General features: G+C 70.7%; 13 protein-coding genes. 5 read left to right on the forward strand and 8 right to left on the reverse strand.

Features of this window, described 5'->3' with window-relative positions; all coding sequences use genetic code 11:
• The 5 genes from ABD091_RS09850 to ABD091_RS09870 are packed head-to-tail and all read right to left on the reverse strand — an operon-like array spanning position 1 to position 4,885.
• Positions 1-648, reverse strand: coding sequence for a DUF1638 domain-containing protein (locus tag ABD091_RS09850; protein ID WP_343917875.1), 648 nt, complete (start codon positions 646-648; stop codon positions 1-3).
• On the reverse strand, positions 581-2,530 hold the full coding sequence (locus tag ABD091_RS09855; protein WP_343917877.1) for an ASKHA domain-containing protein: 1,950 nt from the start codon (positions 2,528-2,530) through the stop codon (positions 581-583). The genes ABD091_RS09850 and ABD091_RS09855 overlap by 68 nt, the downstream gene beginning before the upstream one ends.
• A gap of 17 nt (positions 2,531-2,547) precedes the next feature.
• Positions 2,548-3,435, reverse strand: coding sequence for a dihydropteroate synthase (locus ABD091_RS09860; protein ID WP_343917879.1), 888 nt, complete (start codon positions 3,433-3,435; stop codon positions 2,548-2,550).
• Positions 3,435-4,097, reverse strand: coding sequence for a corrinoid protein (locus ABD091_RS09865; RefSeq protein ID WP_343917881.1), 663 nt, complete (start codon positions 4,095-4,097; stop codon positions 3,435-3,437). The genes ABD091_RS09860 and ABD091_RS09865 overlap by 1 nt, the downstream gene beginning before the upstream one ends.
• Positions 4,094-4,885 carry an IclR family transcriptional regulator gene (locus ABD091_RS09870; RefSeq protein WP_343917883.1) on the reverse strand — a complete coding sequence of 264 codons (792 nt, stop codon included), beginning with the start codon at positions 4,883-4,885 and terminating at the stop codon, positions 4,094-4,096. The genes ABD091_RS09865 and ABD091_RS09870 overlap by 4 nt, the downstream gene beginning before the upstream one ends.
• Positions 4,886-4,974: 89 nt before the next feature.
• On the opposite strand from ABD091_RS09870, the gene ABD091_RS09875 reads away from it, so the two are divergent.
• Positions 4,975-6,414, forward strand: a complete 1,440-nt coding sequence (locus ABD091_RS09875; protein WP_343917885.1) for a trimethylamine methyltransferase family protein — start codon at positions 4,975-4,977, stop codon at positions 6,412-6,414.
• A 56-nt stretch (positions 6,415-6,470) separates the two neighbouring features.
• Here the strand turns inward: ABD091_RS09875 and ABD091_RS09880 are convergent, their stop codons facing one another.
• From ABD091_RS09880 to purU, 3 genes are all read right to left on the reverse strand, one after another.
• A complete protein-coding gene (locus ABD091_RS09880) occupies positions 6,471-6,815 on the reverse strand; it encodes a GIY-YIG nuclease family protein (protein WP_343917887.1) in 345 nt (114 codons plus the stop codon).
• A gap of 262 nt (positions 6,816-7,077) precedes the next feature.
• Positions 7,078-8,757 carry a formate--tetrahydrofolate ligase gene (locus ABD091_RS09885; RefSeq protein ID WP_343917889.1) on the reverse strand — a complete coding sequence of 560 codons (1,680 nt, stop codon included), beginning with the start codon at positions 8,755-8,757 and terminating at the stop codon, positions 7,078-7,080.
• Positions 8,758-8,775: 18 nt separating this feature from the next.
• Positions 8,776-9,651, reverse strand: a complete 876-nt coding sequence (gene purU / locus ABD091_RS09890; RefSeq protein ID WP_343917891.1) for a formyltetrahydrofolate deformylase — start codon at positions 9,649-9,651, stop codon at positions 8,776-8,778.
• A gap of 99 nt (positions 9,652-9,750) precedes the next feature.
• Here purU and ABD091_RS09895 point away from each other — a divergent pair, with 99 nt between their 5' ends.
• From ABD091_RS09895 to ABD091_RS09910, 4 genes are all read left to right on the forward strand, one after another.
• A complete protein-coding gene (locus ABD091_RS09895) occupies positions 9,751-10,527 on the forward strand; it encodes an IclR family transcriptional regulator (RefSeq protein ID WP_343917893.1) in 777 nt (258 codons plus the stop codon).
• Positions 10,528-10,674: 147 nt separating this feature from the next.
• Positions 10,675-11,751, forward strand: a complete 1,077-nt coding sequence (locus ABD091_RS09900) for a quaternary amine ABC transporter ATP-binding protein (protein ID WP_343917895.1) — start codon at positions 10,675-10,677, stop codon at positions 11,749-11,751.
• A complete protein-coding gene (locus ABD091_RS09905; RefSeq protein WP_343917897.1) occupies positions 11,748-13,742 on the forward strand; it encodes an ABC transporter permease in 1,995 nt (664 codons plus the stop codon). The genes ABD091_RS09900 and ABD091_RS09905 overlap by 4 nt, the downstream gene beginning before the upstream one ends.
• 46 nt (positions 13,743-13,788) lie before the next feature.
• On the forward strand, positions 13,789-14,772 hold the full coding sequence (locus ABD091_RS09910) for an ABC transporter substrate-binding protein (RefSeq protein WP_343917899.1): 984 nt from the start codon (positions 13,789-13,791) through the stop codon (positions 14,770-14,772).
• Positions 14,773-14,774 lie beyond the last annotated feature (2 nt).

Consider the following 14,774-nt stretch of genomic DNA (forward strand, 5'->3'; position numbering starts at 1 on the left):
CTACTGGCAGCTCGACCTGATGGCGTGGGCCAGGCGGGCGTCGCCGGTCTCGACGACGGTGAGGGGGAGGCCGATCCGGTCGGCGGCGGCCTGCGCGAGCGCGTGGAGCTCGTCGTCGGGCTCCTGGGCCAGCCAGACGACCCGGGTGTAGTGGCGGAAGTAGTCGTCGCGCAGCTCGGGGTGGCGGTCGAGGCCGAGCTCGCGGATCACCGTGCGCTCGAAGGAGCGGACCAGGAAGTCGGTGAGCAGGTAGGTGCCCGGCTGGTCGGCGAGGAGCTTCTCGATCCGGGAGGGGCCGGCGTAGAGGTCGTAGCAGTGCAGCCCGGGCAGCCGCGCCAGCCCGAGCTCCTCGCAGAGGACGTCGAGGGCGCCGTAGGTCCCGCAGTCGGCGTAGCCGACCACCACGCGGTCGTACGCCGGGGCGAGCTCGGCCGCGAGGCGGCGTACCTCCCCGGCGATCAGGTGGGGCTGGTTGTGCAGCAGCGGCGGGAGCGGGTGGACGTCGACAGGCAGGTCGTGGCGCGCGACGACGCCGGCGGCCGGTTGGGCGATCGCACCGCAGGCGATGAGGGCGGTCCGCTCAGGTGCTGAACCCGAGCTGCTCGACGAAGCGGTCGTTGAAGTCGGGACGGTCGGAGAGCTCGACATAGGTCACCTCCTCCAGCAGCGCGGCCGCGCCGGCGCGCTCACGCACCGACAACAGGGCCATTTTCGCCCCCTCGCCGGCGACGTTGCCGGCCGCGACGATGCGGAGCACGGGGAGCTTCGGCACGAGCCCGATGCGCACGGCGGCCGCGGGAGAGAGATAGCTGCCGAAGGAGCCCGCCAGCAGGACCTGCTGGACGTCGCGCTGCTCGAGCCCGAGCTCGGAGAGCAGCAGCGACCAGCCGGTCGAGATCGCCGCCTTGGCGAACTGGAGCTCGCGCACGTCGCGCTGGGAGAGATAGACCGACTCCTCCGGCGGGCTGTCGGGGGAGGGCTGGTGGAGGACGAACACGCGCTCCTCGCCGACCCGGGTCAGCCGGTCGGCGAGGGCGGGCAGGGCCGTCGCGGCGTCCTCGTCGGGGACGAACCGGCCGGTGGCGTCGAGGAGCCCGACGCGGACCAGCTCGGAGACGACGTCGACCAGGCCGGAGCCGCAGAGCCCACGGGGCTCGACGTCGCCGATGACGCCGAGCGCCACGTCGCCGGACGCCCCGTCCAGCCCCACCGTCTCGATGGCGCCGTCCGCGGCGCGCATGCCGCAGCGGATCGCGCCGCCCTCGAACGCGGGGCCGGCGGGGGCGGCCGTCGAGACGATGGTGTCGCCGTCGCTGAGCACGATCTCGCAGTTGGTGCCGACGTCGATGAAGAGCCGGGTGCGCTTGTCGCGATCCATCCCCGTCGCGAGCATCCCCGCGACGATGTCGCCGCCGACGTAGGCGCCGAGCGCGGGGAACAGCACGGCGCGGGCGCGCGGGTGGAGGTCGAGGCCGACGTCGCTGGCCAGGACCGTCGGCGGGTGGGCGGTCGACATGACGAACGGCGCGACACCGAGCGGCTCGGGGTCGATGCCGAGGGCGAGCGCCGTCATCGTCGCGTTGCCGGCGACCGCGACCTCGTAGACGGTCCGGGGGTCGACCCTGCCCTCGCGGCAGACCTGGTCGGCGAGGTCGGACAGGGTGTCGCCGGCCGCCGCCCGGAGCTTGTCGAGCATCCCCTCGTCCATCATCGTCGCGCTGATCCGAGTGATGACGTCGGCCCCGAAGGGCTGCTGCTTGTTGAGCATCGAGGCCACGGCCACCGGCGTCCCCGTGGCGAGGTCGAGCAGGGTGGCCACGACGGTGGTGGTGCCGAGGTCGAACGCGATCGCGTGGCGCACGTCGGTGGTGTCGCCCGGTTCGACGTCGACGAGCGCCTCGTCGACGACCACCGCGGTGACCTTGAAGTCGGCCTGCCGCAGGACGGTCGCCAGCCGGCGGAGGACGGAGAGGTCGGCGGTCAGCTCGAGGTCGGTGATGGCGTCGGTGAGACGGACCAGGTCGGAGCGCTGGTCGGCCAGGGTCGGCTCATCGAGCTCGACGTAGCGCTTCTGCACGGCGGGCCGCAGGATCACCTGCCGCCCGACGCCGACGGTCGCTGCCTTCGGGCGCGTGGTCAGCGGCGGTACGTCGACCTGGAGGTCGCGCGTCGCCTTGACCAGGCAGGCCAGCCGCCAGCCCTCGGCGATCTGGTCGGGGGTGAAGGTCCGGACGTCGTGGCGCGTGATCGGCGACTGCCCTTCGACCCGCACCTTGCACTTGTGGCAGGTGCCGTGACCCCCGCAGGTCGAGTCGATCGCGATGCCGTTCCACGACGCGGAGTCGAACACGGTGACCCCGGGCGGGACCCGGACGCTCCGCTTCGTCGGCGGCGCTTCGGGCCCCGCGTCGACGGTGAACGCGATGTCGACGCGTCCCGTGCCGTCGTGCTGGGTGCCCTCGCCCTCCGGCGTGGGCAGCAGGCCCTCGCGCCGGAGTGCGTCGAGATCGACCTCCGGGAGCTCAGCCACGGCCCGTCACCTCCGCGTCATGGCGCCGTGGCGGCGGCCGCCTTCGCCCGGTGGGCCGAGATCCAGGCCATGCCCCAGTCGTCGTGGTTCATGAAGACGTCGGCCGCCTTGACCGCATCCACGATCTGGGGCGTGCGGGCGTCCATGATCGCGCTGGTCAGGCCCTGGGTCATCGCCATCGGCAGCCAGACCGAGTTGAGGGTGTGGCGGTCGGGCATGCCGAAGGAGGTGTTGGACGCGCCACAGGTCATGTTGACCCCGAACTCGTCGCGGATGCGGCGCATCGTCTCCCAGGTGACCAGCGAGGTGCCGGTGTCGGCGCCGATCGGCATCGCCAGCGGGTCGATGACGATGTCGGCGACGGCGATGCCGTAGTCCTCCGTCGCCACCCGGATGATCTTCCCGGTGAGGTCGAGCCGCTTGTCGGCCTCCATCGGGATCTCGTCGTGGTCGTTGGGGAGCGCGATGATCGCGGCGTCGTACTTCTTGACCAGCGGGAGGATCGCGGCGAGCCGGTCGTCCTCGGCGGTGACCGAGTTGACCAGCGCCCGCCCCTCGTAGGCCGCGAGACCGGCCTCGAGCGCCTCGACGACCGAGGAGTCGATGCAGATCGGCAGGTCGGTGAGCTCCTGCACCATCCGGATCGCCTTCGCCAGCAGGTCGGGCTCGTCGGTCAGCGGGACGCCCATGTTGACGTCGAGGACGTCGGCGCCGCCCTCGACCTGGGCCTTCACGTCCTTCTCGATCGCCGAGAAGTCGCCGGCGCGCAGGGCCTCCTGGAAGATCCGGCGCCCGGTCGGGTTGATCCGCTCGCCGATCAGGCAGAAGCGCTGGTCGTGGCCGAGCACGACCTCCTTGGTCGCCGACCGGAGGACGGTGTGGAGCGGCTCTCCTTCGTAGGCCATCAGGCGGGGACCTTCCGGCGCTCGTCGAGCAGCGCCTTCGCGCGCTTGACCGTGGCGGAGGCGTCGGCGGCATAGCCGTCGGCGCCGACCGCGTCGGCGTACTCCTGGGTGACGGGGGCGCCACCGACCATGACGATGACGCGGTCGCGGAGCCCGGCCTTCTCGAGCGCGTTCATGTTGGCCTTGAACATCGGCATCGTCGTGGTGAGGAAGGCCGACATCCCGACGACGTCGGGCTGGTGCTCCTCGATGGCGGCGACGAACTTCTCGGGCGCGACCTGGACGCCGAGGTCGATGACCTCGAAGCCGGCGCCCTCGAGCATGATGTTGACCAGGTTCTTCCCGATGTCGTGGACGTCGCCCTTGACCGTCCCCATCAGGAACTTGCCGATCGTGGCGACGCCGGTCTCGGCGAGCAGCGGTCGCAGCCGCTCCATCGCCCCGGCCATCGCGCGACCGGCGATCAGCATCTCCGGGACGAAGAAGTCGCCGCGCTCGAAGCGCGCGCCGACCTCCTCCAGTGACGGGATCAGCGCGTCGAAGAGCAGCGTCTGCGGCTCCATCCCGGCGCTCAGCCCTTCCTCGGTCAGCTCGAGCACGCGCGGTGCGTTGCCGACCAGGGTCTCGTCGTAGAGGCCCTGCAGGATCTCCTCCGGCGTCATGCCACACCCTCCTCCTGGGTGGTACCCCGCAGCAGCGCGGACAGCTGCGCGGCGTGGTCCGACAGATTGCGACCGAGCTCCTCGAGCCGGCCCTCCAGCCGTGGCGAGGGCCCGGAGACCCCCAGTGCGGCCACGACGTGTCCTCGGGCGCCGTGCACCGGCACGGCGACTCCCGTGAGCCCGACCTCGAGCTCGTCCTCGGTGACCGTCCAGCCGCGGTCCCGCGCGGCGCGCAGGTCGCGCAGCAGGACGGCGGGGTCGGTGATGGTGACGTCGGTGTAGGTGTCGAGCCGCGTGGTCGGCAGGTCGAGCTCTCCCCACGCGTAGAACACCTTGCCCAGCGCCGAGCAGTGGGCCGGGACGTCGACCTCGGTCCAGTCGCGGGTGCCGAGCAGGTAGGTCGTGTCGACCTGCGCGACCTGGGTGACCCGGTCGCCGCGCACCACGCTGAGGTGGACGGTCTCGCGGGTCTCCTCGCCGATGAGGTCCATCGTCGGCTGCGCGAGCCGGACGACCTCCTCCCACGGGTCGTGGCGCGCGGCGTAGAGCCAGAAGAGCCGGCCCGCGACGTAGCCGCCGCCCTCGTCGGTGCGCTCGAGAAGTCCGGCCCGCTCGAGGGCCGAGAGCATGCGCGAGGCGGTCGACTTGGCCAGGCCGGAGCTCTCCTGCAGGTGGCTGAAGGTCAGCGGCTCGTCGGCGTGCACCACCTCCGCGACCAGCTCCGCGGCGCGGTCGAGCGCCTGGGTGCCACGTGCGGGTGCTGCTGCCTCAACTGCCGGCTCGGTCACTGCCTGCCCTTCGATCGGTGTCGGACCTTCCGTCAGGTCCCATCATGTGGAACTGTAGCCCCACAATGTGAGGATTGGTAGGAGGAGCGATGTTCCGGAACCGGATGCCGCGCTACGAGGTGCTCTCGCAGGACGCGATGCAGGCCCTCGACGGCGGCTGGCGCAGGCTGATGACCGAGATCGGCGTCCAGTTCGCCGACCCCCGCGCCCTCGACCTCTTCCGGGCGGCGGGTCAGAAGGTCGAGGACGAGACCGTCTTCCTCGACCCCGACTTCGTGCTCGAGCAGGTCGCGAAGGCCCCCGCCGAGTTCGACGTCCAGGCCCGCAACCCCGAGCACTCGATCCACATCGGCGGCGACGCGATGGCCTTCGGCGCGGTCTACGGCCCGCCGTTCGTGCGCGAGGGCGAGGTACGCCGTGACGCGACGATGGACGACTTCCGCAACTTCACCAAGCTCGCCCAGTCCTACCCCGTGCTCGACTCCGCCGGCGGCGTCATCTGCGAGCCGAGCGACACCCCGCTCGACAGCCGCCACCTCGACATGACGCTGGCGCTGCAGACGCTGACCGACAAGGTCTACATGGGCAACGTCGTCTCGGGCGTCAACGCCGCCGACACCCTCGCGATGACCTCGATCCTCTTCGGCTCGCGCGAGGCGATCGAGGAGACGCCGGCGACGATCTCACTCATCAACTGCAACTCACCGCTGCGCTGGGACGACCGGATGCTGGAGGCGCAGTTCGAGTACAGCGGCGCCGGCCAGCCGGTCGTCCTCACGCCGTTCATCCTCATGGGCGCGATGTCGCCGGTGACGATCCCCGCGGCCCTGGTCCAGCAGATCACCGAGGCACTGTCGGGCATCGCGCTCTCCCAGCTGATCCGTCCCGGGACGCCGGTCATCTTCGGGTCGTTCCTCTCCAACATCAACATGCAGTCGGGCTCGCCGACGTTCGGGACGCCGGAGTCGGGCCTCGGTCTGCTCTGCACGGGCCAGATCGCGCGCCACTTCAACCTGCCCTTCCGCACCGGCGGCGGCCTCACCTCCTCCCAGGTCCCCGACGCGCAGGCGGGCTACGAGGCGCTGATGACGCTGCTGCCGACCTTCCTCGCCGGCGCCAACTGGGTGATGCACTCCGCGGGCTGGCTCGAGGGCGGCCTCGTCGCGGGCTACGAGAAGTTCGTCATCGACGCCGAGCTGGTCGCGATGCTCCAGCACGAGTTCACGCCGCTGGAGATCGACGAGGGCTCGCTGGCGTTCGACGCCCACCAGGAGGTCGGCCACGGCGGCCACTTCCTCGGGGCGATGCACACGATGGAGCGCTTCCGCACCTGCTTCTACCGCGGCGAGGTGTCCTCCTCGGACAACTACGAGCGCTGGCTGCGCGGCGGCGGCCAGGACACCGCCGACCGCGCGGGCGAGATCTGGAAGCAGAAGGTCGAGGCCTACGAGCAGCCCGCCCTCGACGACGCCGTCCGCGAGGAGCTCGAGGACTACGTCGCCCGGCGGCGTACGGAGCTCGGCGACTGACGGGTCGGAGGTCTCGACACCCGCTCGCTGGCGCTCGCTGCTCGACCCCCGACGGTCTAGGTGGTCGAGCCGTCCGAGCCGCCAGGCGAGGGCGAGTCGAGACCTCCGGTCGACGGCCGGCGACCCCAGCCACGGGCGAGCTCGGGAAGGTCCCCCTGTCGCTGTTCGATCAAGGCGATCCGCTTGGCGCGCGACCAGTTCTGGATCTGCTTCTCCCGCAGGAAGGCGTTGGCGACGTGGTCGTGCTGCTCGACCCACACCAGCGTCACCGGCAACCGGTTCCGGGTGTACGCCGCGCCCGCACCGAGGGCGTGCTCCTCCATGCGGCGCTGCAGATCACGGGTGCTGCCGACGTAGAACGAACCGTCGACGCACTCGAGGATGTAGGTGTAGGCCGTCACGCTCCGACGATCTGACCGGGACGGCTCCGCGGCAAGGGGCTGGACGACGGCCTGTGGATGACGGGTCCCGGAGGTCTCGACAGCCGCTCGCTGACGCTCGCTGCTCGACCACCGACGGTCTAGGTGGTCGAGCCGTCCGAGCCGCTAGGCGAGGGCGAGTCGAGACCTCCGGACGCCGGCGAACGACCTCACGGGGTTGGGCTGTCCCGGAGGTCTCGACAGCCGCTCGCTGGCGCTCGCTGCTCGACCACCGGGTGGGTGGTCAGGAGAGGCCGGTGATGGTGCCGTCGTCGAGCAGGTCGATCCGCTGGGCCGCAGGGGAGGCGGGCAGGCCGGGCATCGTCATGATGTCGCCGCACACCGCGACCACGAACCCCGCCCCGGCCGACAGCCGGACCTCGCGCACGTGGAGCTCGTGCCCGCTCGGGGCGCCGAGCGAGGTCGGGTCGGTGGAGAAGGAGTACTGGGTCTTCGCGATGCAGACCGGGAGGTGGCCGTAGCCGTCCTTCTCGAAGCGAGCGAGCCGCCGCCGGGCCCTGGGCTCCCAGGTGACCTGGCCGGCGTCGTAGACCCGCGTGGCGACGGCCTCGACCTTCTCGATCAGCGACAGCTCGTCGGGGTAGGTGAAGGAGAACTCGTGGGCCGACGGCTCGTCGAGGGTGGCCAGCACCCCCTTCGCGAGGTCGTGGGCCCCGGACCCGCCGTCGGCGAAGTGGGTCGCGGGGAAGGCCCGCACGCCCTCGTCGGCGACCAGCTCGACGACCCGCGCGACCTCGGCGTCGGTGTCGGTCGGGAAGCGGTTGACGGCCACGACGCAGGGGATGCCGTAGACCTCCCGGACGTTGCGGAGGTGGCGGCGGAGGTTGGCCATGCCGGCCTCGACCGCCGCCACGTCCTCGGTCCCGAGGTCGGCGAGCGCGACGCCGCCGTGGTACTTCAGCGCCCGTACGGTCGCGACGACGACGGCGACGTCGGGCCGCAGCCCGGACTTGCGGCACTTGATGTCGACGAACTTCTCCGCGCCCAGGTCGGCACCGAAGCCGGCCTCGGTGACGACGTAGTCGGCGAGCCGCAGCCCGGCCCGGGTCGCCATCACCGAGCTGCAGCCGTGGGCGATGTTGGCGAAGGGGCCGCCGTGGACGAAGGCGGGCGCGCCCTCGAGGGTCTGGACGAGGTTGGGCGACAGGGCGTCCTTCAGCAGCACTGCCAGCGCTCCGTCCGCACCGAGCTGGCGGGCGGTGACCGGCTCCATCGCCCGGGTGTAGCCGATGACGATGTCGCCGATGCGCTGCTTGAGGTCGGCGACCGACTCGGTGAGGCAGAAGATCGCCATCAGCTCGGAGGCCACGACGATGTCGAAGCCGTCGGAGCGGGGGAAGCCGTTCGCGTGACCACCGAGGCCGACCGTGATCTCGCGCAGCGCCCGGTCGTTGGTGTCGAGCACCCGCTTCCACGTCACGCTGCGGACGTCGATGCCGAGCTCGTTCCCGTGGTGGACGTGGTTGTCGATCAGCGCGGCCAGCAGGTTGTTGGCGGCGGCCAACGCGGCGAAGTCGCCGGTGAAGTGGAGGTTGATGTCGGTCATCGGGACGACCTGGCTGTAGCCGCCGCCGGCCGCGCCGCCCTTCATCCCGAACACCGGGCCCATCGACGGCTCGCGCAGGCAGGCGACCGTCCGGTGGCCGAGGCCGTGGAGGGCGTCGGTGAGGCCGACGGTCGTGGTCGTCTTCCCCTCGCCGGGCGGTGTCGGGGACAACGCCGTGACGAGCACCAGCTTGCCGAGCGGGCGGTCGGCGAGCGAGGAGAGGTAGCCGGGATCGACCTTCGCCTTGTCGTGGCCGAAGGGCACCAGGTGCTCCTCGGCGATGCCGAGCGTCTCGGCCGCGACGTCCCTGATCGGACGCAGCGTGGCGGCGGTGGCGATCTCGATGTCCGACAGCATGGTCGGCCCTCCTTCGTGCTAGCGGAAGACCACCGTCCGGTGGCCGTTGAGGAGTACCCGGGACTGGCTGTGCCAGCGCACAGCACGAGAGAGGACCTGCGCCTCGACGTCCTGGCCCGCGGAGACCAGCGCCTCACGCGTGTAGCCGTGGTCGACCCGCAGGACGTCCTGCTCGATGATCGGCCCCTCGTCGAGGTCCGCGGTGACGTAGTGGGCCGTCGCGCCCACCTGCTTCACGCCGCGGTCGTAGGCCTGGTGATAGGGCTTGGCGCCCTTGAAGCTCGGCAGGAACGAGTGGTGGATGTTGATGATCCGCCCCGACATCGTGCGGCAGAGGTCGTCGCTGAGGACCTGCATGTAGCGGGCCAGCACGACGAGGTGGACGTCGTGCTCCTCGACGAGCCGCTGGAGCTCGGCCTCCGCGTCGGGCTTGGTCTCCGGCGTCACCGGCAGGTGGGCGAACGGCACGCCGTACGACGCGCAGAGCCGCTCGGCGTCGGTGTGGTTGGACACCACGAGCGGGACGTCGATCTGGAGCGAGCCGGAGGACTGCCGGAAGAGCAGGTCGTTGAGGCAGTGGAGCTGGCGCGAGACCATGATCAGCGTGCGGTAGGGGGCCCGGGCGTCCCACAGCCGGAAGTCCATCCCGAACCGCTCGGAGACCGGCGCGAAGCTCTCGCGGAGCGCCTCGGCCGTCGTGTCGCCCTCGACGGTGAAGCCGATGCGCATGAAGAAGCTGCCGGTGTCCGGGTCGCCGTACTGCTGGCTCTCGGCGATGTTGCCGCCCTGCTCGACCAGGAAGCCGGTGACGGAGTGGACGATGCCGGGACGGTCCGGGCACGAGAGCACCAGGATGTAGTCACCAGCGGGTGGCACGGCATTGCCGACGGCCATGCGGGCAGCTCCTCGACGTCGTCAGGTGGGGTCCCAGCTGTTGCACTGAGCGAAACGCATTCTGCGATACGCAACACCGGGTGCGCTAGTCTCCCCGCCATGACTGAGGCGACCGAGGCTCGCACGGCGGGCGTGCAGTCGGTCGACCGGGCCCTGGAGATCCTCGAGGTGCTGGCCAGGGTCGGGGAGGCCGGCATCACCGAGATCGCCGTCGAGCTGGGGGTCCACAAGAGCACGGCCTTCCGCCTCGTCGCCACCCTCGAGCAGCACCGGCTCGTCGAGCAGTCCGGCGACCGCGGCAAGTACCGCCTCGGGGTCGGCCTGCTGCGCCTGGCCGGCGCGACGACCGCGCGGCTCGACCTCGTCCAGGAGGCGCGGCCGCTCGCGCGCCAGCTCGCGAGCGAGACCGGCGAGACCGTCAACATCGCCGTCCTCTCCGAGAGCAGCGCGCTCTACCTCGACCAGGTCGCCGGGTCGTCAGCGCTCCAGCCCCACAACTGGGTCGGCCAGCACATCCCGCTGCACGCCACGAGCAACGGCAAGGTGCTGCTGAGCGGTCTGGAGCCGGCCCGTCTCGACGAGGTCCTCGGCGGCCTCGCGGCCTACACCGACCACACGATCACCGGGGCGAAGGCGCTGCGCGAGGAGCTCGACCGGGTGCGCGAGCAGGGTTATGCCGTCGCCGTCGACGAGCTCGAGGTCGGGCTGACGGCCGTCGCCGCACCGATCCGCAACAACCACGGTGACGTGGTGGCGTCGATGAGCGTCTCGGGGCCCACCTTCCGGATCTCCCCCGAACAGCTCGAGGTGGTGGTCGAGGCGACGGTCCGCGCCGCCGAGGAGGTCTCCCACCGGCTCGGATGGGGTCACCGCTAGCTCCACAGAAGGGTCACAACCCTTCGCAAACGCTTGACCACGGCGGGGGGCAGCGGCATTCTCGATCCACCGCCGGTTGCGCAGTCAGCACCACGTTGCGTCATACGCAACCTCTCCCTGGGGCCGGCGGTGGGAAGTGGGTCAGCGGTGAACCGTTCCGACAACGTCCATGACGACCGTGGCACTGCCGGCCAGGAGGCCGCGCTCTCGGTCCGGAACCTCTGGAAGATCTTCGGGAAGGGTGCGGACCGCATCATCGGCACGCCCGACGCCGAGCTCTCCCGCGCGGAGCTGAAGGAGAAGACCGGCTGCGTCGTCGGGGTCCGCGACGTCTCCTTCGACGTCGCCCCCGGCGAGGTGTTCGTCGTGATGGGCCTGTCCGGCTCCGGCAAGTCCACGCTCGTGCGCTGCCTGACCCGCCTCATCGAACCCACCGCGGGCGACGTCGTCATCGACGGGCAGGACGTGACGACGGCTGGTGAGTCGCAGCTGCGCGAGCTGCGCCGCCACCACACCTCCATGGTCTTCCAGCACTTCGGGCTGCTGCCCCACCGCCAGGTCATCGACAACGTCGCCTTCGGCCTCGAGGTCCGTGGCGAGGGCAAGAGCGACCGGCGGTCGCGCGCGGCAGAGATCGTCGACCTGGTCGGCCTGTCCGGCTTCGAGCGGTCCTACCCCGACCAGTTGTCGGGCGGCATGCAGCAGCGCGTCGGCCTGGCGCGGGCGCTGGCCAACGACCCGTCGCTGCTGCTGTTCGACGAGCCGTTCTCCGCGCTCGACCCGCTGATCCGGCGCGACATGCAGAACGAGGTGATCCGGCTCCACCAGGAGCTCGGCAAGACGATGGTCTTCATCACCCACGACCTCGCCGAGGCGCTCAAGCTCGGCGACCGGATCATGATCCTGCGCGACGGCGCGATCGTGCAGGTCGGCACGCCCGACGAGGTGGTGGCCCGGCCCGCCGACGACTACGTCAAGGACTTCGTCAGCGACGTCCCGCGCTCCCACGTGCTGACCCTGAAGTGGGTGATGCGCGAGCCGCGGCCCGACGACTCGACCGAGGGCCCGGTGATGTCCTCCGACACGATCGTGCGCCAGGCCGCGCAAGCGGCGCTGGCCTCCGAGCACCCGGTCCGGGTGGTCGACGACGGCCGGCTGGTCGGCATCGTCGACGACGACGCGATCCTCCGGGTGGTCGTGGCCGAGGAGGCCGTGACGGCATGAGCGCGACCCTGACGCCGCCGCGGACGTCGCCGGAGCCGGACACCCCGACCCCGGTCGCCCCCAGGCGGTCCCTGCCCCGCGTGGTGTGGGCAGGCGTGGTGGTCGCGGTCTGGATCGTGGTGTGGGTGTTCACCCGGGGCCAGAACACGCTGGCCCGCCCGACCCGCGAGCGCACCGACCTCATGGATTCCTTCACCGGGTTCCGCAACGACGTCATCGCCAGCCGCGACACCAACCCGCTGATCCAGTTCACCTATGCCCTGGGTGAGTGGTTCGTCTCCGTCGTCGACTTCTTCCAGCGGATGCTCGCCGAGCCCAACCTGCCGCGACCCGTCCCCGAGATCGGTTGGCTCGGGGTGACCGCGATCGCGGCCTGGATCGCGCTCGCGATCGCGGGCTGGCGGATCTCGCTCCTCGTCGCCGCGTCGTTCGTCTCCTTCGGACTGTTCGGCTACTGGAGCGACTCGATCGACCTGCTGATCGTCACCTTCGTCGCCGTCGCCGTCTCGGTGGTCATCGGGATGCCGGTGGCGATCTGGATCGCCAGCAGTCGGCGGGCGGAGCGTCCGGTCACGGTGGTGCTCGACCTGATGCAGACCATGCCGACCTTCGTCTACCTGCTCCCGATCGTGCTGTTCTTCGGCATCGGCGCCTCGGCCGCGGTCGTCAGCACCCTGATCTACGCGATGCCACCCCTCATCCGGATCGCCGGCCACGGCATCCGGACCGTCTCCCCGACCACCATCGAGGCGACCGACTCAGCCGGCCAGACCTTCTGGCAGCGGCTGCGCAAGGTCCAGCTGCCGATGGCGCGGCCCACCATCGTGGTCGGCCTCAACCAGACGATCATGGCCGCCCTCGCCATGGCCACGCTCGCGGCGTACGTCAACGGCCCGGGGCTGGGCAAGCCGGTGCTCAACGCGCTGGTGCGGGTCGACATCGGCGGCGCCTTCGTGCCGGGTGCGCTGATCGTGGTCATGGCGATCATGCTCGACCGGACCACGACCGCGGCCAGTCAGCGGGGCGAGCTGATCGCCCGCGGCGGCGGGGGCAGCGCTCGGCAGCGGCGGATCGTGCTCGGCGTCGCGGGCGTCGTGACGATCGTCGCGGTCTGGCTCTCGCGCTACTCGTTCTGGGCCGCGGAGTTCCCGGCGACGGAGACCGGCCGTGCCGTGGCCGACGCGGTGAACACCGGCGCCGACTGGGTGGTCGCCACCTTCGGAACGCTGACCGAGGCGCTCAAGGACGCCGTCACCATCGGGCTGCTCAACCCGCTCGAAGCCCTGTTGGCGCAGTCGCCGTGGTGGCTCTCGGCACTGGCGATCCTCGCCCTGGCCTTCGTATTCGGTCGCCTGCGGGCCCTGCTCCCGACGGTGGTCTGCCTGGCCGGCATCCGGTTCTTCGACCTGTGGAACCACGCCATGCAGACGCTGTCGATGACTCTGGTCGCGACGATGCTGGTGATGGTGCTCGCGCTGGTCTTCGGCGTCTGGATGGCGCGGAGCCCCCGCGCCGACGTGGCGATCCGGCCGTTCCTCGACGCGGGGCAGACGATCCCACCGTTCGTCTACCTGATCCCGGTGCTCGCCCTGTTCGGCCCGAGCAAGTTCACCGCGATCACCGCGGCGATCATCTACGCCGCGCCGGCAGCCATCAAGCTGCTCGCCGACGGCGTGAAGGCGGTGTCGCCGACCACGCTGGAGGCCTCGCGTGCCTCCGGAGCCACCAGCTGGCAGGAGATCCTCAAGGTGCAGCTGCCCATGGCGCGCGGCTCGATCGTCCTCGCCGCCAACCAGGGCCTGCTCTTCGTCCTGGCCATGGTCGTCATCGGCGGGCTGGTCGGTGCCGGCGCCCTCGGCTACGACGTGGTCCTCGGCTTCAGCCGCTCGGAGGAATGGGGCCGCGGCGCCGTCGCCGGGATCACCATCGTGCTGCTCGGGATCATGATCGACCGCATCGCCCGTGCGAGCGCCGACTACAAGGCCACCTGACTTCAGCACATCGACGCACCATCAACCGGAGGTAGGAATGAGGATCATGCAGCGACGGAGCCGGCGCCTGCTGGCGGTGGGAGCGCTGTCCGCGCTGACGCTCACCGCCTGCGGTGGCGGGGCCATCGACGAGGAGACCCAGGCGAACGAGGAGCAGCAGTCAGAGCTGGGCGACTGCGGCGAGATCAACATGGCGGTCAACCCCTGGGTGGGCTTCTACGCCGACGCCTACGTCGTCGGCCACATCGCCGAGCAGGAGCTCGGCTGCACCGTGAACTACAAGGAGCTGAAGGAGGACGTCTCCTGGCAGGGCTTCGGCACCGGCGAGGTCGACGTCGTGATCGAGGACTGGGGCCACCCCGACCTCGAGAAGCAGTTCTTCGACGACCAGGGCGACGGCTCCGCGATGGACGGCGGCCCGACCGGCAACACCGGCATCATCGGCTGGTACGTCCCGCCGTGGCTGGCCGAGGAGCACCCGGAGGTCCTCGACTACGAGAACCTCAACGACTTCGCGAAGGACTTCGCGACGTCCGAGACCGGCAGCAAGGGCCAGTTCCTCGGTGCCGACCCGTCCTACGTGCAGTTCGACGAGGCGATCATCGACAACCTCGGGCTCGACTTCGAGGTCGTCTTCTCCGGCTCCGAGGCGGCCAGCATCACCGCCTTCCAGCAGGCCGAGGAGAAGAAGGAGTTCCTGATCGGCTACTTCTACGAGCCGCAGTGGCTCTTCGCCGACCTGCCGTTGGCGAAGGTCGCGCTGCCGCCCTACGAGGACGGCTGCCAGGACGACCCGGCGAAGGTCGACTGCGACTACCCCGAGACCGAGCTGAAGAAGATCCTCTCGACCTCGTGGGTCGAGGAGGGTGGTCCGGGCGTCGAGCTGGTGCAGAACTTCTCGTGGAGCAACGACGACCAGAACGTGGTCGCGAAGTACATCTCCGAGGACGGTCTCTCCAACGAGGACGCCGCCACCAAGTGGGTCGAGGAGAACGAGGACATCTGGCAGCAGTGGATGCCGACCTCCTGACC

It is taken from the genome of Nocardioides aestuarii (assembly GCF_039527245.1).
In the GTDB taxonomy this organism is placed as follows: domain Bacteria; phylum Actinomycetota; class Actinomycetes; order Propionibacteriales; family Nocardioidaceae; genus Nocardioides; species Nocardioides aestuarii.

Bases quoted from the DNA above. Each gene is read 5' to 3' on its own strand.
- ABD091_RS09850 (WP_343917875.1), bottom strand. From the start codon at position 648: ATGTCGAGCTCTCCGACCGTCCCGACTTCAACGACCGCTTCGTCGAGC.
- ABD091_RS09860 (WP_343917879.1), bottom strand. From the start codon at position 3,435: ATGGCCTACGAAGGAGAGCCGCTCCACACCGTCCTCCGGTCGGCGACC.
- ABD091_RS09865 (WP_343917881.1), bottom strand. From the start codon at position 4,097: ATGACGCCGGAGGAGATCCTGCAGGGCCTCTACGACGAGACCCTGGTC.
- ABD091_RS09875 (WP_343917885.1), top strand. From the start codon at position 4,975: ATGTTCCGGAACCGGATGCCGCGCTACGAGGTGCTCTCGCAGGACGCG.
- ABD091_RS09885 (WP_343917889.1), bottom strand. From the start codon at position 8,757: ATGCTGTCGGACATCGAGATCGCCACCGCCGCCACGCTGCGTCCGATC.
- purU (WP_343917891.1), bottom strand. From the start codon at position 9,651: ATGGCCGTCGGCAATGCCGTGCCACCCGCTGGTGACTACATCCTGGTG.
- ABD091_RS09895 (WP_343917893.1), top strand. From the start codon at position 9,751: ATGACTGAGGCGACCGAGGCTCGCACGGCGGGCGTGCAGTCGGTCGAC.
- ABD091_RS09905 (WP_343917897.1), top strand. From the start codon at position 11,748: ATGAGCGCGACCCTGACGCCGCCGCGGACGTCGCCGGAGCCGGACACC.
- ABD091_RS09910 (WP_343917899.1), top strand. From the start codon at position 13,789: ATGCAGCGACGGAGCCGGCGCCTGCTGGCGGTGGGAGCGCTGTCCGCG.